A 16,232-nucleotide genomic window follows, 5' to 3' on the forward strand; every position below is an offset into this window, starting at 1 on the left:
AAGTCCGGCACCCCTTTTTTTCTTGACCCACCCTATCTTCTGGCGGTCGATAGGATGAGAGAGACCCTCATATGCTAAATAAAACAGAACAAACAGGCCTGTCATCGTCCCGCATATCGACCCAGCAATTCTGGGTCTTCCATATCGGCGGTTGGTCGGCGATGGCGCTCGTCAGCTATCTGAGCCTGACGATCTGGTACAATCCCGGTCAGTTGATCCCGGCGCTGCATACCGTCCTTCAATCCGTGCTGGGCCTATTTGTCAGCTATCCTTTGAGATGGGCAGGCTCTGCGCTCTGGAATGCGCCGATCATCCGAAGGGTGATCCTGAACGGCGCCGCGATCATCCTTGCCTCCATCATCTGGACTGCCCTGAGGGTGACGACGTTCACAGCGCTGACGGGCGAAGTCATCAATCCGGCGGACTGGGGAGGATGGCTTTATGCTTCCCTGACGATCTTCGGCGCATGGTCGTTCTGCTATCATGCGCTTAAATATTACCGGCAATGGCTAGAGCAGCGCCAGCTCGCCACAGAAGCGCAGAAAGCCGCACTGGAAGCGCAAACCCTTGCGCAACTTGAATCCCTCAAGCGGCTAGAAGCCGAGTCCCAGTACAAGGACGCCAAGCTTCGTATGCTGAAATACCAGCTCAATCCGCATTTTCTCTTCAATGCTCTGAACTCCGTCACTCACCTGGTCCGCAAGGGTGACCAGACAAGCGCAACCGAAATGCTGGTGAAGATCGCCGAGTTCCTGCGCACCTCACTCGAGCATGATGACGAACTCCTCCATTCGCTGCGGGATGAGCTCGAAGTGATCGAGCTTTATCTGGCGATTGAAAAATCCCGATTTGGCGACCGTCTGCAGACAGAGTTCAATGTGAGTGACGAGGCGCTCAATGTGAATGTCCCAAGCTTCCTGCTCCAGCCGGTCTATGAAAATGCGATGAAATACGCAGTCGGCCAAAGCCTGTCGCCAACAGTCATCTCCTTCAGCGCCGAATGCGACGGCGATGACCTGACCTTGAGCATCAGCGACACAGGGCCCGGCTTTCATGAGATGGAGGAAAGCTCCGCGCGCAGCTCGATAGGCATTGGCCTGCGCAATGTCGAGGAACGCCTGCAATCGCAATATGGCGCGAATTATAATCTTCGTATCGAGAATAATGACAAGGGCGGCGCCAGTGTCAGGATCACTATCCCGGCAAAACTAGAAAGCGTCAAACCGGTTCCAGTTGATGAGGACGTGCTGGGCTGACGCGCCTGCCAAACACACTCTCACTCACACTTACATGCTGGATGCGAGCACACGGCTGATCAGCTCGCCCTGATGACTGATGCCCATCTTTCGGTAGGCCGACTTCATGTATGATCGGGCTTGAAACCGCCTCGTGAATAGCACGAACCGTTGCTTCTTTTTCCTCAAGGCGCCCTTGCCGTTCCTTCAACGACGTCGCCATTTCCTCGAACACTTTCGCTACGACATCAATTTTGTCACAAAGCTCAGGCAGATCAGAAGCTCCCCGGCATAGCATGTATACTATGTGTTCACTGATGTTTTGTGCTTATTGAACCCATTGCATGACTATGCCGTCGGAAATGTGCCGAAGTACACACGCCGATGTCCGACCGACTGTGACTCGTTCACCCACCTCCGGCCCCACAACAGTTTGAGGTCGCGGAGTGGTCTCGAAATGGTACTATCCGTCCCTTTTCGGGACCGCATTTCCCAATTGTTACTTGGGCTTTACGAGTTTCTCAGGGCGCATCCTTTTAGCGTCGGCGAACAGCGAATATGTCTTGTTCACATAGTTCGATACATCAAGGATCGAGGTGAGATACTCATCAAGTTCCGGCGTCATTTCCTGTTCAACCAACCTGACGCGCGCGGACGGGTTCTCCGTTTCGAAATGGACGTAGAACCAGGGCTCTCCCCGCTTAAAGGTCAGCGGCGCATTCACGTCATGCCATTCAAATCCCCAGCTCAGGGGGCGCGGCCAGACATGAACCGGATAGCGCCCGCCTATCTGCACACCCGGACGCGGGGTTGGAAAATATTGAAGATAAGGCGGAGACTGAACAACATAGCAGGGATCATCCGCAACGAAGACGTAAGGCGCGATCATCTGCAGGAGCGGTTTGTTCGGATCGCGCCATTCATTCGGGGGGTGCAGCACCATGAGCTCGCGCAACACGGTCTGGCGCAGGGCCGAGCCCTCTCCGTCCGCATCAACTAGCGTCAGCTCGCCAGTCGGTCGACGGGCAAATTGCAGGGTCAGGTCAAAGGGGCACGGAATAACGAAGTGCCGGTGGTCGAAATCGATCGCAGCCGGACAAACCTGCACGGATTTCGCCGAACTCGGCTTGCTCTCCTGCCGCCTGAACGGCTGAGGCGGGCTCCAGATGACGCTGCTTTTTGGCGTCCGCACCGTCCAGCCGACGGTGATCGTCCGCTTCTTGCCGCGCTCTTCGGCAGCGGCGGCTTCGCGTTCATCCGCGAAATAGTCATCCCAGCTCATCTGTTGCCCTTTGTCTCTGCTCGTCGCTGATCTCTTCTCTAACAGCTTAGCGGAATCCGCCCGCAGGGCGCAATCTGCGCTCCACCACTATGCATCGACTTCTTTTCCTTCCCGCCCTCAAATGATAAATCCGTGAGAAGAGAATGGGAGGAAACATGTTCACTAAACTCGCCCTTGGCCTCGGCCTTGTCATTTCCTCCGTAAGCGGTGCGCTTGCCTATGACGAGCCCCCGGAAAGTGACACGGTCTATCTCTTCTCTTCCTTCCGCAATGATGGTGAAACGGGGCTGCATCTTGCCTGGTCCGAAGATGGGCTCGACTGGCACGATATCAATGAGGGCGCATCGGTCCTGCCTCCGCTGGTGGGCGGCAGGCTGATGCGCGACCCCTGCATCATTCTGGGCGGGGATGGCCGCTATCACATGGTCTGGACCACCGGCTGGTGGGAAGACAATATCGCCATTGCCCATTCCGATGACCTGATCACCTGGTCCGAACAGACCGAGCTACCGGTCATGCGGGGGACGGACGGGGTGATGAACAGCTGGGCGCCTGAAATCTTCTATGACGAAAAAGACGGCGAATATCTCATTTTCTGGTCGTCTGCCGTACCCGGACGTTTCCCTGAGACCGATGACCGCGGCGATATCCGTTCGACCACCGGTAAATCGATCAATCACCGCGTCTATTATACAAAGACAAAGAATTTCGAGACCTATTCCCCCACCGCCCTCTTCTATGATGGCGGGTTCGTCTCGATCGATGCGAATATCCTGCGCGACGGGGAACGCTATATCATGTTCCTGAAAGACGAGACCAAGCGGCCCGAGCCTGAAAAGAATGTCCGTATCGCCATCGCCGCCGACCCCGAGGGGCCATGGGGGCCGGCCTCACCGCCCATCTCCCCTGACGGAATCTGGATTGAGGGTCCGACCTCGGTGAAGATCGGCGAGCAGTTCTACGTTTATTATGATGCGTATATGGAGCATCGCATGATGGCCCTCCGCTCACCCGACCTCATTCACTGGGAGGATATATCAGACAGGCTCAATTTCCCTGAGGGCAGCCGCCACGGCACCGTCCTGCCGATTGACCGAGAGACGCTTGAACGCCTGCTTAACGCCCATGATGGCTAGGCCCGAGGCCCCATCACAGCCGGTCTGGTCATGGCCGCGAAATTCCGCCACGTTCCCGCCTCTTGAGCCTGTTGCCGGGGATTATAGATGGACGCCCTCACTCTCGTGCCGCCCATGGCGGCCATCCTCATCGCCGTATTCGCCCGGAATGTTTATGCCGCGCTGATTGCAGCGCTGTTCCTGTCCGAAAGCCTGATCGACGGGTTCAACCCCATCCTCGGTGCGCTGGGCGCCATCGACCGGACAGTCGCGGTGTTCGAGAGCGGCTATAATACGCAGATCCTCCTTTTCTGCCTGCTGATCGGCGCGCTCATTGCCTTCATGCGCGATTCAGGTGGGGTCGCGGCGATGGCCAAGGCCCTGATCTCAAGCGGGCTTGCCGGGACAAGGCGACGGGCGGAGCTGGCCGTGGCGGGTACCGGCTCGGCGATTTTCATCGAAACAAATGTGAGCCTGCTCAGCGCCGGGGTGCTCGGCCGCCCGCTTTACGACGCTCACGGCCTTTCGCGGGAGCGCCTCGCCTATATCATCGACTCAACGAGCGCCCCGATCAGTGTGATCCTTATCCTGAATGCCTGGGGCGCTTATGCGCTGGGTCTAGTCGAGGTCTATGATTTCGACAGCCCCAACAATATCGTCTTTGGCTCCGTGCCGTGGAATTTCTACGCCCTCATCACCATTGCCATCGTCTATTTCACCGTCTTCACCGGTAAGGTGTTCGGCCCCATGGCGAAAGCCGATGCCCGGGTCGAAGGCGGGATCGAGGAAGCCGGGCCTTCCCCGACAAAGGCGCGGTATATGTGGCTGCCGCTGCTCATCATGGTCAGCAGCGCCCTCCTTTTCATGTTCATCACCGGCGCTGGAAGTATGGCTGCCGAAGCTGGCGTTGCGAGCACCACCGAATGGCTGAGGACGCAGTTCAGTGCAGGTCATTTCGGTGAGCTGGGCCGCTGCATGACCAAGGGCGATGGTGCCAAATCGATCCTCTGGGCGATCACCCTCGCGATCAGCGTTTCGGGCCTGATGCTGCTGGCTGAGCGCGCCATGAAAGGCAGCGAGCTGCAGGACAGAGCCTTCAAGGGCATTGGCGAGATGGTGCCACTGGTGACCGTCCTGCTCCTTTCCATCGCGCTCGGTGCCTCTTTGCGCGCGCTGGGGACAGGTGATTACGTCTCCTCGATTGCCGCAGGCTCCCTCCCCGGTTTCACCGTACCCGCCATATTGTTCGCCGCTGCTGGCGCAACTAGCTTCATGACCGGGACAAGCTGGGGCACGTACGGCATCCTCGTGCCGATCGCGATGCCGCTGGCTCAAGCACTCGGAATTCCGCCTTCTCTCGCGCTGGCCGCAGTGCTGGGCGGCGGAGTTTTCGGCGATCACTGCTCACCGATTTCCGACACGACCCTGATCGCCAGTGTAGCTTCAGGAACCGAGCACCTTTCTCATGTGAGAACGCAGCTGCCCTATGCGCTGTTCGCCGCATTGATCGCAGGCGGATTATACATCATCGCCGGGCTGCTGACAGTAAGTTAGCGCGCAGCGGCCTCGGCCATTAGTCTAGCGATGGCATCACCGGCGCCCTCGGCATCAATGCGCAAGACCTTGTTCCGGTCTGTCTCGCCCGAAACGACCGAGACGGAGGATTTAGCCACGCCCAGCTCCTTGGCGATCAGCGTGACGACCGCTTTGTTCGCCTTGCCTTTCTCGGGCGCCGCGGTCACCCGAACTATCAGACGGCGCTCCCCTTCCGGGCTCTCCCAGATGCCAGCCAGCCCCGCGCTCGCGGCGCCGGGCGTGACACGAAGCAGGAGGGTTGGCGCATTCTCTGACATGCGCCAGACCTAGCGGGCGGGCGGGTTTCATGCCAAGCCCCTCCCCATGGCAGAGCTTCGCCCGATCATCGCGACGCTGATCGTCGACAAGGAAGCCCAGGCGAAATTCCAGCGCCTGCGCGACCGGTACTACCCCGCCGCACGCACGCCGGCGCATGTGACCCTGTTCCGTCATCTCCCCGAACGCGAGCCTGAGGAAGTGGCAAAAAGGATCCGCGAGATCACCAAAGGGATCGCGCCCTTCCCGATTGAGGTGACCGCCCCGATGTCGATGGCTAACGGCGTGGCACTGGAACTTCACGCGCCTGATCTCATAGCCCTCAGGGCACGGATTGCTGATGAATATAGCGCCCATTTGCGCCGCGAGGATAAAAAACCCTTCGCACCGCATATGACTGTGCAGAACCGCGTGACCCGCCGGCGGGCGCAGCGCACGCTGGGCTCGGTAAAGGGCAGCTTCACCCCGTTCACCGCAACGGGCGAAGGGATCGCTCTATGGCTCTATATGGGCGGGCCTTGGGCACCGCTTGATGAGATTTTATTCGAAGGCTGAAGATCAGTCTTTCTTGGCCTTACGGGCTTCGCGGGCCAGCCGCGCCTTGCGCAAAGCCGCCGAGCGCGCCTGACGCTCCTCGGAAACGGCTTTGACCTCTTCCATGACCAGCCGTTCCGCTTCGTCACGGGCGAGGCGCCGGGCGTTGGGCGAATTCGATGTACTGGTCATGGGAAGTTCCTTCCGCCCCGCTTGCCCGCGGGGAAAGCCACAAATGCGCCTCGGCGCACTAAACAAAGTATGGGTCGAATATGGGCGTTAACTGCAAAAAAACAAGGTTTCTCGCCAGTTTTCCAAGAGAACACGCCCGAAAATGGCTTACAACCTGCGTACTCCTTCATGAAATTATTTTCGTTTGACTTTGCCCCGTTGTCCGCACATGTCGTCGGAATCGGTGTTTGCCGGACGATTTCTACTACGCGACTCTCAGCAAGCGCCGACTTTTAGACCTCTTCCCAGAATATCGACTGCCCAGGCGGCCAAGGCCAAGAAGTGCCGGGTCGCTTTCTCAAGAGGTCACGAAAGGAAATCCCATGACCACTGGTACCGTAAAGTTCTTCAACACCCAAAAAGGCTACGGCTTTATTCAGCCTGAAGACGGTTCGACCGACGTTTTCGTTCACGCTTCTGCCCTTGAGCGTTCGGGCCTTGCCCCGCTCAACGAAGGCCAGAAAGTCAAGTTCGAAACCGAGCGCGACCAGCGCAGCGGCAAAATGGCCGTCTCGACGATCGAGCTTGCCTAAGTCTTTCTCGCGCTCAAGCAGCGTAGCGGTAGCGCGATAATCGCGCGCTCAGGCCGCGACGCAGTAGCGCAGTAAGAAAATCACGAACCCCCGCCCTCACCGGCGGGGGTTTTTTGTTGAGCCGCGTCGCCCCAGCCTTAGCGCTGGAACTGACGCACCCGGACGGCAAAGGAGCCATCCTTGATCTCAAATGTCTCTGGCTGGTCTGTCGACGCCGTACTGTCGGCTGGCAACTCGACAACCCCGGAAAAACCGCCGCCAATATCGATATAATCACCATCGATGATAAAGCGGTTGAGCATCACCTTCGCGCCGCCGCTATTCTCTGACGTCCACGTCTTGCTGAGGCCATCAGCGAAAAAGGTCAGCTCGGCACTGACGACGCGTACATTGTTGGTCTCGCCTTGCACGACGAGGCTCATCATCACCTCGCCCTTGCCGGAGGGCTTTGCGGCTTTGCTCGTCAGTCCAAAGAGTGTCACCTGATAGGTGTCCTTGAGCGACATGGCGCGCCAGAAACTGCCGCTCTGCCAGTCGCCGTCGCTTTCGAGATGGGTGACATACCAGCTGCGCCGGTCATCATTCACTGCCGCGAACAATTGTCCGTCAACTTCCGCCTCGGCTTTTTTCGCGCTGGCCTTTTCGGCGGGTTTTTCGGTTCTGGTCTCGACAGTCGTTTCTTCATCCGCGCTGTCATTGCCGCCGCAGGCAGCCAGACCGCCCACAAGGATGAGTGCCGCCAGTGTCCGCCCCGTATTCTTCAACAAATGCATATTTGCTCCCCTCACGTCCCACTTCACAAGAAAACCCCGCACGTCAGATCCTCGGCGCGGGTGACCGGTGTGTTCCGGCGGACCCTACATGGATTTGACCACCGGATGCGCGCGTTTTGCAGTTGGCCACGAATTCGTTTTGGGAGCGCACCGGTGCCGGTCGGCGTTCCCGCGTATTTTCAAGGGCTTATTGCCCGGCTGGCCGTGGGGATGGGTTGCCCGAATTCATGAGCGCCGTCATCCCGCGGCTCCGACCGCAGGTCTCAGGGGGCGGAACGCGCGGATTATTGGCATGGGAAGGTCATCCGACTGACGGGCTCTGGGGGGCGGGTTTCCAATTTCTCCGCTCATGCCCGCGAAGGCGGGCATCTGATCTTCTGTGGGGTGTTTGGCGCCTGTCTCTTCACTCTTGGGTGGAAGGACCGTGTAGGGCGGTTATCGCGAAGCGATAGCTAACCTCTAATGAACGGTAATGTTCTCTGCAGTTGCTGCAGCCATTACCCTTCTATGTGCTATTTTATCACACACCTTGTCAAATCAGGACAACTATGCCCTATTCTAGAAACTCGCGTTACGTCGTTTAAAGTATCCACTATATGGGCGGAGCGTCTCGTGCCGGGCAAGGGAGCATGCAAGTGCTGACTGAGAATGAAATTCTAGAATTTCTCGCAACACATGAGCAAGGCGTTAAACAGGCTGATTTTTTCAACCACTTCAAATGCAAAGCCACTCGCCGTGACATCGAAAGATCCATTGAACGCTGTGTCGATCAACAAGTGATCATTATTGATGGCCCAAAGGTGTTGACCAATCCCAATCATAAAGCGGCCGCGTAATCACAAGCATCTGGGGGATACATAAGCGAAAAGACCGGAGACATTCTGCTTCGGGCCCGGACCAGCGTAGCGAATTTGCACGAGATAGAGACAGAATACTATATTCGTCTGCATTTCGTAGGCTTGCGGGAATAACACAAATTGTCAAAGTCGGTGACGAGGATATATTTCATACTCGGCTCCACCACTCATTAAAAGTCGCACAAATAGCTCGACGCATAGCCGAATATAATCGAAGCAAACCGGCTGCACGATTCCTCAAAATAAATCCCGAAGTAGCCGAAGCAGCCGCATTAGCCCATGATATCGGACATCCTCCGTTCGGTCACATCGGCGAGCAAGTATTAAACGAACTGGTATCGCAAACCGATACCGATGGGTACGAAGGCAATGCACAATCCTTCCGTATACTTACCAAATTATCAGTACGATTCCTCGACGTAAGCGGTCTTGATCTTACAAGAGCGACCTTAGCAGCAATACTCAAATACCCTTGGCATCGAGACAAAGAAAACTCTGATCGCGAAAGAAAATGGGGCGCATACAAAACAGAAGAAGCTGACTTTCGATTTGCGCGGGCTGCATTCAACCACACATATTCGCAAACAGCTGAAGCCGCCTTGATGGATTATGCTGACGATATAGCATATTCTGTTCACGATCTAGAAGACTTTCACCGATGCAATGCAATTCCTTGGTCCCTGATATTCGCTGATAATGACGGAGCCGGAGTAGTCGATCGGGCATATCGCTCTTGGCATAGAGCCCCAAGCGACGCAAAAGAACGCCTACGAATTGCTTTGCAAACTGTGAAAGAAACTTTTGAATGGACTTTTAAGACTGAATTGCAGCGCCCTTATGATGGCAGTACCGAAGCACGACGTAAATTAAGGAGCCTAACTTCACGGCTCATTGGTACCTACATTAAAGCCGCCGAACCACTACCTGAAAAGAAAATCTGCGCCGATAAACCGGTTATCAAAATAGAACAAAGAAGATATGACGAAATAAGAGTTCTAAAAGCAATTACTCGAGACTATATAATTGACAACCCATCTTTGATGGCTCAACAGCTTGGGCAAAAAAAGATTATTGCGGATCTTTTCGAAATAATCTCATCGGAAGCCAAGGTCTCGCGCCCCAAATTTCTCCCATTTAGACTGTCCGATCTCTATTCAATAGATGGCAATAACCCCAACCCTGCCCGCTTCGCTGCTGATTGCATTTCTAGTCTCACAGAACAAGAAACAATTAAGTTACACGCCAGGCTGACAGGTCTATCAAGTGGTTCAGTCCTAGATCCAATAGTAAGATAGTACGATATCCGTCCTTACCCCTTCTCCACATAGAGCTTATTGCCTACCTCGGCATATTTCTCTGACATCTCGGCCATACCCTTCTGGCGTTCTTCCTCGCTCATTCGCTCGAGGTCGGCCTTTTCATTGTCCGAAAGGCCGTCGGCATAGTCGCGCACATCCTGGGTGATCTTCATCGAGCAGAATTTCGGTCCGCACATGGAGCAGAAATGCGCCGTCTTGTGCGCCTCTTTCGGCAGGGTCTCATCATGGAAGTCCCGCGCGGTTTCAGGGTCGAGGCCGAGATTGAACTGGTCCTCCCACCGGAATTCGAACCGCGCGCGGGAGAGCGCGTCATCGCGCAGGCGCGCGGCGGGGTGCCCCTTGGCCAGGTCCGCCGCATGGGCCGCGAGCTTATAGGTGATGACCCCGACCTTGACATCGTCACGGTTGGGCAGGCCCAGATGCTCCTTGGGCGTCACATAACACAGCATCGCCGTGCCGAACCAGCCGATCATCGCCGCCCCGATGCCGGAAGTGATATGATCATAGCCCGGTGCGATATCGGTCGTCAGCGGCCCGAGCGTATAGAAGGGCGCCTCGCCGCACACTTTAAGCTGCTTGTCCATATTGGCCTTGATCTTGTGCATGGCGACATGGCCCGGCCCCTCGATCATCACCTGCACGCCGTGCTTCCACGCGATTTTCGTCAGCTCCCCGAGGGTTTCAAGCTCGGCAAATTGCGCGCGGTCATTCGCATCCGCCGTGGAACCCGGACGCAGGCCATCGCCGAGGCTGAACGTCACGTCATAGGCACGCATGATCTCGCAGATTTCCTCGAACTTCGTATAGAGGAAGCTCTCCTTGTGATGAGCAAGGCACCACTTCGCCATGATCGAGCCGCCGCGTGAGACAATGCCTGTCACACGATCCGCTGTCAGATGAATAAAGGGCAGGCGCACGCCGGCATGGACGGTGAAGTAATCGACCCCTTGCTCGCATTGCTCGATCAGCGTGTCGCGATAGACTTCCCAGGTGAGGTCTTCGGCAACGCCACCGACCTTTTCGAGCGCCTGATAGATCGGCACGGTGCCGATGGGCACGGGGCTATTGCGGATGATCCATTCGCGGGTGTTGTGGATGTTCCGGCCGGTCGAGAGGTCCATCACCGTGTCCGCGCCCCAGCGGGTCGCCCAGACCATCTTGTCGACTTCTTCCTCGACAGAGGAGGTCACCGCCGAATTGCCGATATTGGCATTGATCTTGACCAGGAAGTTCCGGCCGATGATCATCGGTTCGGCCTCGGGGTGGTTGATATTGGCGGGGATGACGGCGCGGCCACGCGCGATCTCGTCCCGCACGAACTCAGCCGTCACGAATTCGGGCAGTTCCGCGCCGAAGCTTTCGCCCTCATCGATATTCTTTCGCGCCTCTTCGAGAGCGGCCTTGCGGCCCATATTCTCGCGGATGGCGATATATTCCATTTCCTTCGTGATGATCCCGGCACGGGCGAATTCAAGCTGGGTGATGGGTTCGGAGCCCGTCCCGCGCAGCGGTTTGTGATGGGTCGGGAATTGCCGCGCGAGATATTTCCCCGTCGCGCCGCCATTGTCTTCGGGTTTCACTTCGCGGCCGTCATATTCCTCGACATTGCCGCGCTCTTTCACCCAGGCCGTGCGCTTCCTTTCAAGGCCCTTTTCGACATCGGCGACAAAGCCTTCCTCCGTATAGGGCCCGGTCGGATCATAGACCGGCAGGTCCGGTTCATTCGCCGTTTCGTGCACGGAGATATAGCGCACGGGCGCGGCGACATCCTCGAACCGGTCAGACTTCACATAGACCTTGCGGCTGGCGGGCAAGGGGCCGGTGGTGACTTCGGGCGTGACAAATTCGGACTGGGGCGTGTGCTTGTTCATGAGGCGGACTTTCTTAGGTGATAGGTCAGGGCCATGCCGATGCATTGCCGCAGGATCTCTTCAGGAAAGGGCGAGGCGGGATCGAGCCGAAGCTCGCGGGTGCCGATGAAGGTCAGCTCGTCCCCGTAACGGGTGCGCCATTCATCGACGAGCGTGGTGCGGCAATTGACAAAGAGGCTCGCGCCCTCCCCGTCCTTTGACGGCGCAAGGCGAAGGGTCGTCCCGCTCCGGCTCGATTCGGTCAGATAGGAGGGTTCGCCCCATTTGAGGGTCTCGGTCAGCGGGCCGACGCCTTGGGTTTCAGCGGCGGTCGCGAAGATGAGATCGCGCAGCCGGAGCAGGACCGGCCGCAGAGCGGGCGCGTAAGAGCTGAACTTTTCCCGGACGGGCTCCGGTGGTGACACCCCGATCGTCGTCGTCATTTTCCGTCCCTCCGCCGGTGTGAGCCGGATCAGGTTCAAAGGGTGCTTCTCAACCCCGGCGGGGTGCCCCTCGGCAAAGTCTGGAATTAGCGGCTCTGCGGCGGCGACGCAAATACTCCCCTCAGTCGCTTTCGCAGATCAGGAGCTGGCGCGCCGTCTCTTGCATCATCTTGCGATAGCGCGCCTGCGGCCAACCACAATCGATGGTCAGATGCTCCCAGTTGCGGACCGACATCCAGGTCCAGAGAAGGTCGGTCGCCACCGGCACGGTGAGACCGGCGCGTAGCCTGCCGTCCCTCTTCAGCGATTTCACCGCCGCCTCGCACCCTTCGCGGAAAGCCGCCATGCGGTCGTCCCACGCCGCGCGCGCCGCCTCATCCGAATCGCGCATGACGAGGAGCGCTTTCATCACGCCGTAGATCTGCGGAATGAAGGTCGCCCAGAAATCGATATAGGCGGCGAGCCGCGCCTCCCCCGTTTCCGCCGCGCGGCTGGGGGCCAGCAGCTCATCCACCTTCAGCTGGTCGCCGGTATAGCGGGTGACGGCAATCAGCAGCTCCGCCCGTGTCGGGAAATGCAGATAGACCGCCTGCCGGCTGATCCCTGACGTTTTGGCGATTTCTGACATCGGCACCACCCGTGCCGGGTTCGCCTCCAGCAGCTTCCAGGTGGCTTCGAGAATTTTTTTTCGGGTCGGGTTGAGATCATCACTTGACATGTTGTCAATCTAGCGCCACTTGACGGCCTGTCAACTTGACAATGTGTCAAGCGAAGGAGAGGCGATATGACAAACCACATTTTCATCTGGGTGGCGCATCCGCGTGAGGCGTCCCTGTCGACTGGACTGGCCGAGGCCTATGCTGCGGGCGCGCGCCGGACCGGCGCGGAAGTTCGCATTCAGGGCCTGTGGGACATGGCGTTCGAGCCGCGCATGAAGGGCTTTGGCAAGGACATGCCCGCGCTGGAGCCGGACCTGATCCAATGGCAGCAGAATATTGCGTGGGCGGATCACATAGTCGTCATCCATCCCTATTGGTGGGGGCAGATGCCGGGCCTTGCCCGCGCCGTGCTCGACCGCGGCCTGACGCCGGGGTTTGCGTTCAAATACCATGCGCGCGGCGTCAAATGGGACAAGCTGCTCGAGGGCCGGACGGCGGACATCGTCATTACGTCCGACACCCCGCCCCTGCTCGACCGGGTCTTTTACGGCCAGCCGGGCCTGCGCGTTCTTAAAAAGCAGGTGCTGGAATTCTGCGGCATCAAGGTGAAAAAAGCACTCCAATTCGGCTCAGTCAAACTGGCGGGCACGGAGAAAATCCTGTCCTGGAAGACCCGGATGGAGAAACTCGGCGCGTCCCGCGGGCGCGAGGCCGAAACCGTCGCCACGCAGTACGAAACCGGGAGGGCGGCATGAACTTCGATCATCTCGATATCGTGCTGACGGGGACTGGCCTGACGGCGGCCCTCGTCGCGGGGGTGTTCCTCACCTTCTCCGAGCTGGTGATGGACGCGCTGGGGCGTCTTGATGAGCCTTCCGGCATCAAAGGAATGCAGCGCATCAACCGGCGGGTGTTCAGGACGATCTTTCTTTTCTCCGCCCTCGGACTGGTCCCGGTGATGGGCGGGCTGTCCTTCATCTCATGGAACCAGCTGGAGGGGTCTTCGCGGATGCTGGTGATCGCAGGGTCACTCACCTACCTCATCGGTATGTTCGGTGTGACCATGTTCGGCAATGTGCCGATGAATGAGAAACTGGCCCAGATGGTGCCCGAAGCGCTCGAGGCGTGCGAGTACTGGCATCATTATCTGAAGGTCTGGACACGGTGGAACCATCTGCGCACCGCGTCATCCTTCATCGCAGGCGGGCTTTATATGCTGGCACCCCTTGCCGGTGCCTGAACCATGCGCGCGGAGGACAGGATCATCGGGAACCTCGCTTAAATCCTAATTGGGGTTCCCGTACATGATCGCCCGCGTCTCTCCGGGCTTTGAGAAATAATCCTCGCCTGACTCGATCAGGCCCTGCGGGACGACGACCTGCACATGGATGCCGACCGCTTTATCCGCATTGAGCATCTCGCGCGTCGCCTCACCGCCCAACGCCGCAAAGAACCAGTCTGGCACGAATGCCATATGGGTGCGGATCTTCTGGTAGAAATCCGTCTGCGGTGCATGCGCTTCCCGCTCCGGTGCGGCATCTCCCAGATGCATGACGGTCGCGCCCTCATTCAGGGTTACGCGGTAGACGATGTTTTCGACGTCTTTCATTCTTGCGCCACCAGCATGGGGAATGCGAACGGCAGATGCCGTGATGCTCTCTTCCGTTGTGGACCCTACCCCATCTTCGGTGACCACGACATGGGCAAAGCTGTTCGGCTCGCCTTCATATTCAGGCGCCATGACCGTAATGCGGTCCTCGAAAGATGCTTCCCAGCCCGCGCCCTGCCGGAGCATAGCTACAGCCTGCGTCGGCGCGACGAGCAACACTTGCGGCTGGGCCGCGAGATAGTCGTTGACTTCGGAAGCAGTGAAATGATCCCCATGCGCATGGCTGATGAAGACGACGTCGACCCCGTCATAGGGCGCCTCGCCAGCAAACAGTTTGGCGCGTATGTCATCGGGCAGGTTCTGGTAATTCGCATAATCATGCCGAAACAGCGGATCAAAAAGGATCTTGGTCTCGCCATCGACGATCATCACGCCTTCATTGGCAAGGAAATGGGCGGTCGTCTGTTCCCCATCCGAGGGGTGCGCTGCGGCGATGCCGGACAAAAAGCCTAAAGCTGTGAGGGAACACAGGATTTTTCTCATCTTCCGTCCTTCTGCGTTATATAGTCTGAAGAAGACTCTCCGCACCCACCCCAAAGAACCCGAACAGATGGCCGCCGCTCCGTCAGACTGAGTTAGCTTGTTCCCAAAACTGACGCAATCTGGGTTCCAGAAGGGATAGGACAGAATCAGGGGTCGAGTTTGACATCTCGCGGGAAGCCTGAACAAATCTTCCCGCCCAGCCGAATGACAGGATCCCATGTTTCTTAAATCAGTTCTGACGTCAGTTATTACGGTCTCTTCGATCTACGGCGTCGCCACCGCAGGCGAATATGCCGTGCGCGACCTTGGCCAGATCACCAGCCGCGACGAATGTATGGAGGCCGCCGATTTCATGATGGGTCAGGCGCTTCGCAACTGGCACTGGAACATTGATGACACAGAAAAGAGCAAAGGCGGCAGCACGGTCTTTTTCTATGGGGTCCGAAAAGATATCAATTCGGGCTCATCGCGGGACTATCAGATTGATGTATCCGTCTACTGCCCTTTTTATGACGGGAAATTCTACGGCCAGCTGATCGTGCATCACAGCCGAGATGGTGAGAACCCGTTACGCACCGCCGACAAGCTCGAATATTTTTTCCGTGAGGGCATCAAGACCATCCACTATATGAAGGCCAACGGGCATTAATGCCGTGCAACCAAGCCGCCGCTCCGGCGTTGTCTTAGACTGGATTTTCCGGAGGATATCCCATGCGCCGTGCTCATCTGCCTGTTTTTGCGCTTCTTCTTGGTCTGGCCGCCTGTGGCGGGAAGGATGAAGAGGCGGAGGTTTCTGAACCCGCCGCTGCGCCGATCGAAAAACCGGCCCGCGATAAACAGGCGGCCCCGAGCGGCACACCGGCAAATGAGACAAGTGCTGTTGCACCTGAGAAGTTGCCCGCCAATGGCAAGGTCATCCCCCTGACACCAGAAGGCTGGGGCGTCCTGAAGATCGGCATGACCCGAGACGAGATCACGGCCGCGATGGGGCCAGACAGCGAGCCGGGACTTGCTGGCGGGCCGGATCCAGCGGCTTGTGATCAGTACCACCCGGAGAACGCTCCGACCGACATGCTGGTTATGCTGGAGAATGATGTCGTGACACGGATTTCCGTCATGCAGGACAGCAATGTCGTCAGTGAATGGAATATCGGGATCGGCGCCGAGGCGGCAAAAGTGAAAGCTGCCTATCCGGACGCAGATATCTCACCACATAAATATCAGGACGCGCCGGCTGAATATATCACCGCTTGGAGCGCGAATGGCCCGTCTGGCGATGAATCCTATACGGATGACCCTGCCGCGCGCGGCATCCGCTATGAGATCGGCGATGACGGCAAGGTCATGGCGATCCACGCCGGCGGCCCCTCGATCCAGTATGTCGAAGGATGCCTTTGA

19 protein-coding genes and 1 riboswitch are annotated in these 16,232 nt (G+C 57.8%); of the genes, 11 read left to right on the forward strand and 8 right to left on the reverse strand.

Going from position 1 to position 16,232, the window contains the following annotated elements:
* The first annotated feature begins 71 nt into the window (after positions 1–71).
* On the forward strand, positions 72–1,256 hold the full coding sequence (locus DX908_RS06330; RefSeq protein WP_116391567.1) for a sensor histidine kinase: 1,185 nt from the start codon (positions 72–74) through the stop codon (positions 1,254–1,256).
* A 478-nt stretch (positions 1,257–1,734) separates the two neighbouring features.
* Here the strand turns inward: DX908_RS06330 and DX908_RS06335 are convergent, their stop codons facing one another.
* Positions 1,735–2,517, reverse strand: a complete 783-nt coding sequence (locus DX908_RS06335) for a hypothetical protein (protein ID WP_116391568.1) — start codon at positions 2,515–2,517, stop codon at positions 1,735–1,737.
* 155 nt (positions 2,518–2,672) lie between these two features.
* On the opposite strand from DX908_RS06335, the gene DX908_RS06340 reads away from it, so the two are divergent.
* Both DX908_RS06340 and DX908_RS06345 read left to right on the forward strand, forming a co-directional pair.
* The gene (locus DX908_RS06340; RefSeq protein ID WP_116391569.1) at positions 2,673–3,653 is read left to right on the forward strand and encodes a glycoside hydrolase family 43 protein; all 981 of its coding nucleotides are present in this window, start codon (positions 2,673–2,675) and stop codon (positions 3,651–3,653) included.
* A gap of 87 nt (positions 3,654–3,740) precedes the next feature.
* Complete coding sequence (locus DX908_RS06345; RefSeq protein ID WP_116391570.1) at positions 3,741–5,186, forward strand: Na+/H+ antiporter NhaC family protein; 1,446 nt, start codon at positions 3,741–3,743, stop codon at positions 5,184–5,186.
* Here the strand turns inward: DX908_RS06345 and DX908_RS06350 are convergent.
* Positions 5,183–5,485 (reverse strand): DUF167 domain-containing protein, encoded by a 303-nt coding sequence (locus tag DX908_RS06350; protein WP_116391571.1) that lies wholly within the window; start codon positions 5,483–5,485, stop codon positions 5,183–5,185. The genes DX908_RS06345 and DX908_RS06350 overlap by 4 nt on opposite strands.
* A 46-nt stretch (positions 5,486–5,531) precedes the next feature.
* On the opposite strand from DX908_RS06350, the gene DX908_RS06355 reads away from it, so the two are divergent.
* Positions 5,532–6,038, forward strand: coding sequence for a 2'-5' RNA ligase family protein (locus tag DX908_RS06355; protein ID WP_116391572.1), 507 nt, complete (start codon positions 5,532–5,534; stop codon positions 6,036–6,038).
* Positions 6,039–6,041: 3 nt separating this feature from the next.
* Here DX908_RS06355 and DX908_RS16295 read toward each other — a convergent pair whose 3' ends face one another.
* Positions 6,042–6,209, reverse strand: coding sequence for a hypothetical protein (locus DX908_RS16295; RefSeq protein WP_158548549.1), 168 nt, complete (start codon positions 6,207–6,209; stop codon positions 6,042–6,044).
* A 362-nt stretch (positions 6,210–6,571) separates the two neighbouring features.
* Here DX908_RS16295 and DX908_RS06360 point away from each other — a divergent pair, with 362 nt between their 5' ends.
* On the forward strand, positions 6,572–6,781 hold the full coding sequence (locus DX908_RS06360; protein WP_116391573.1) for a cold-shock protein: 210 nt from the start codon (positions 6,572–6,574) through the stop codon (positions 6,779–6,781).
* Positions 6,782–6,918: 137 nt separating this feature from the next.
* Here DX908_RS06360 and DX908_RS06365 read toward each other — a convergent pair whose 3' ends face one another.
* A complete protein-coding gene (locus DX908_RS06365) occupies positions 6,919–7,554 on the reverse strand; it encodes a hypothetical protein (protein WP_116391574.1) in 636 nt (211 codons plus the stop codon).
* Positions 7,555–8,189: 635 nt separating this feature from the next.
* Here DX908_RS06365 and DX908_RS06370 point away from each other — a divergent pair.
* On the forward strand, positions 8,190–8,390 hold the full coding sequence (locus DX908_RS06370; RefSeq protein WP_147303738.1) for a hypothetical protein: 201 nt from the start codon (positions 8,190–8,192) through the stop codon (positions 8,388–8,390).
* 17 nt (positions 8,391–8,407) lie between these two features.
* Complete coding sequence (locus DX908_RS06375) at positions 8,408–9,706, forward strand: deoxyguanosinetriphosphate triphosphohydrolase family protein (protein WP_267895868.1); 1,299 nt, start codon at positions 8,408–8,410, stop codon at positions 9,704–9,706.
* A gap of 14 nt (positions 9,707–9,720) precedes the next feature.
* On the opposite strand, the gene thiC is transcribed toward DX908_RS06375, so the two are convergent.
* The 3 genes from thiC to DX908_RS06390 form a co-directional block, all read right to left on the reverse strand.
* Positions 9,721–11,601: a phosphomethylpyrimidine synthase ThiC gene (thiC, locus tag DX908_RS06380; protein WP_116391577.1), complete on the reverse strand. Its 1,881-nt coding sequence runs from the start codon at positions 11,599–11,601 to the stop codon at positions 9,721–9,723.
* Complete coding sequence (locus DX908_RS06385; RefSeq protein ID WP_116393009.1) at positions 11,598–12,023, reverse strand: DUF1801 domain-containing protein; 426 nt, start codon at positions 12,021–12,023, stop codon at positions 11,598–11,600. The genes thiC and DX908_RS06385 overlap by 4 nt, the downstream gene beginning before the upstream one ends.
* Positions 12,013–12,104: riboswitch (TPP riboswitch) on the reverse strand. (Overlaps the previous gene by 11 nt.)
* 40 nt (positions 12,105–12,144) lie before the next feature.
* Complete coding sequence (locus tag DX908_RS06390) at positions 12,145–12,741, reverse strand: TetR/AcrR family transcriptional regulator (RefSeq protein ID WP_116391578.1); 597 nt, start codon at positions 12,739–12,741, stop codon at positions 12,145–12,147.
* Between the two features lie 66 nt (positions 12,742–12,807).
* Here DX908_RS06390 and DX908_RS06395 point away from each other — a divergent pair, with 66 nt between their 5' ends.
* Both DX908_RS06395 and DX908_RS06400 read left to right on the forward strand, forming a co-directional pair.
* Positions 12,808–13,437: an NAD(P)H-dependent oxidoreductase gene (locus DX908_RS06395; RefSeq protein ID WP_116391579.1), complete on the forward strand. Its 630-nt coding sequence runs from the start codon at positions 12,808–12,810 to the stop codon at positions 13,435–13,437.
* Entirely contained in the window at positions 13,434–13,922 is a 489-nt protein-coding gene (locus tag DX908_RS06400; RefSeq protein WP_116391580.1) for an anthrone oxygenase family protein, read from the forward strand. The genes DX908_RS06395 and DX908_RS06400 overlap by 4 nt, the downstream gene beginning before the upstream one ends.
* A 45-nt stretch (positions 13,923–13,967) precedes the next feature.
* Here the strand turns inward: DX908_RS06400 and DX908_RS06405 are convergent, their stop codons facing one another.
* Positions 13,968–14,834 (reverse strand): MBL fold metallo-hydrolase, encoded by an 867-nt coding sequence (locus DX908_RS06405; protein WP_158548551.1) that lies wholly within the window; start codon positions 14,832–14,834, stop codon positions 13,968–13,970.
* Positions 14,835–15,051: 217 nt separating this feature from the next.
* On the opposite strand from DX908_RS06405, the gene DX908_RS06410 reads away from it, so the two are divergent.
* Positions 15,052–15,483 carry a hypothetical protein gene (locus tag DX908_RS06410; RefSeq protein ID WP_116391582.1) on the forward strand — a complete coding sequence of 144 codons (432 nt, stop codon included), beginning with the start codon at positions 15,052–15,054 and terminating at the stop codon, positions 15,481–15,483.
* A 62-nt stretch (positions 15,484–15,545) separates the two neighbouring features.
* Positions 15,546–16,232, forward strand: a complete 687-nt coding sequence (locus DX908_RS06415) for a hypothetical protein (RefSeq protein ID WP_116391583.1) — start codon at positions 15,546–15,548, stop codon at positions 16,230–16,232.

The sequence above is a fragment of the Parvularcula marina genome, from assembly GCF_003399445.1.
GTDB classification, from domain to species: Bacteria; Pseudomonadota; Alphaproteobacteria; order Caulobacterales; family Parvularculaceae; genus Parvularcula; species Parvularcula marina.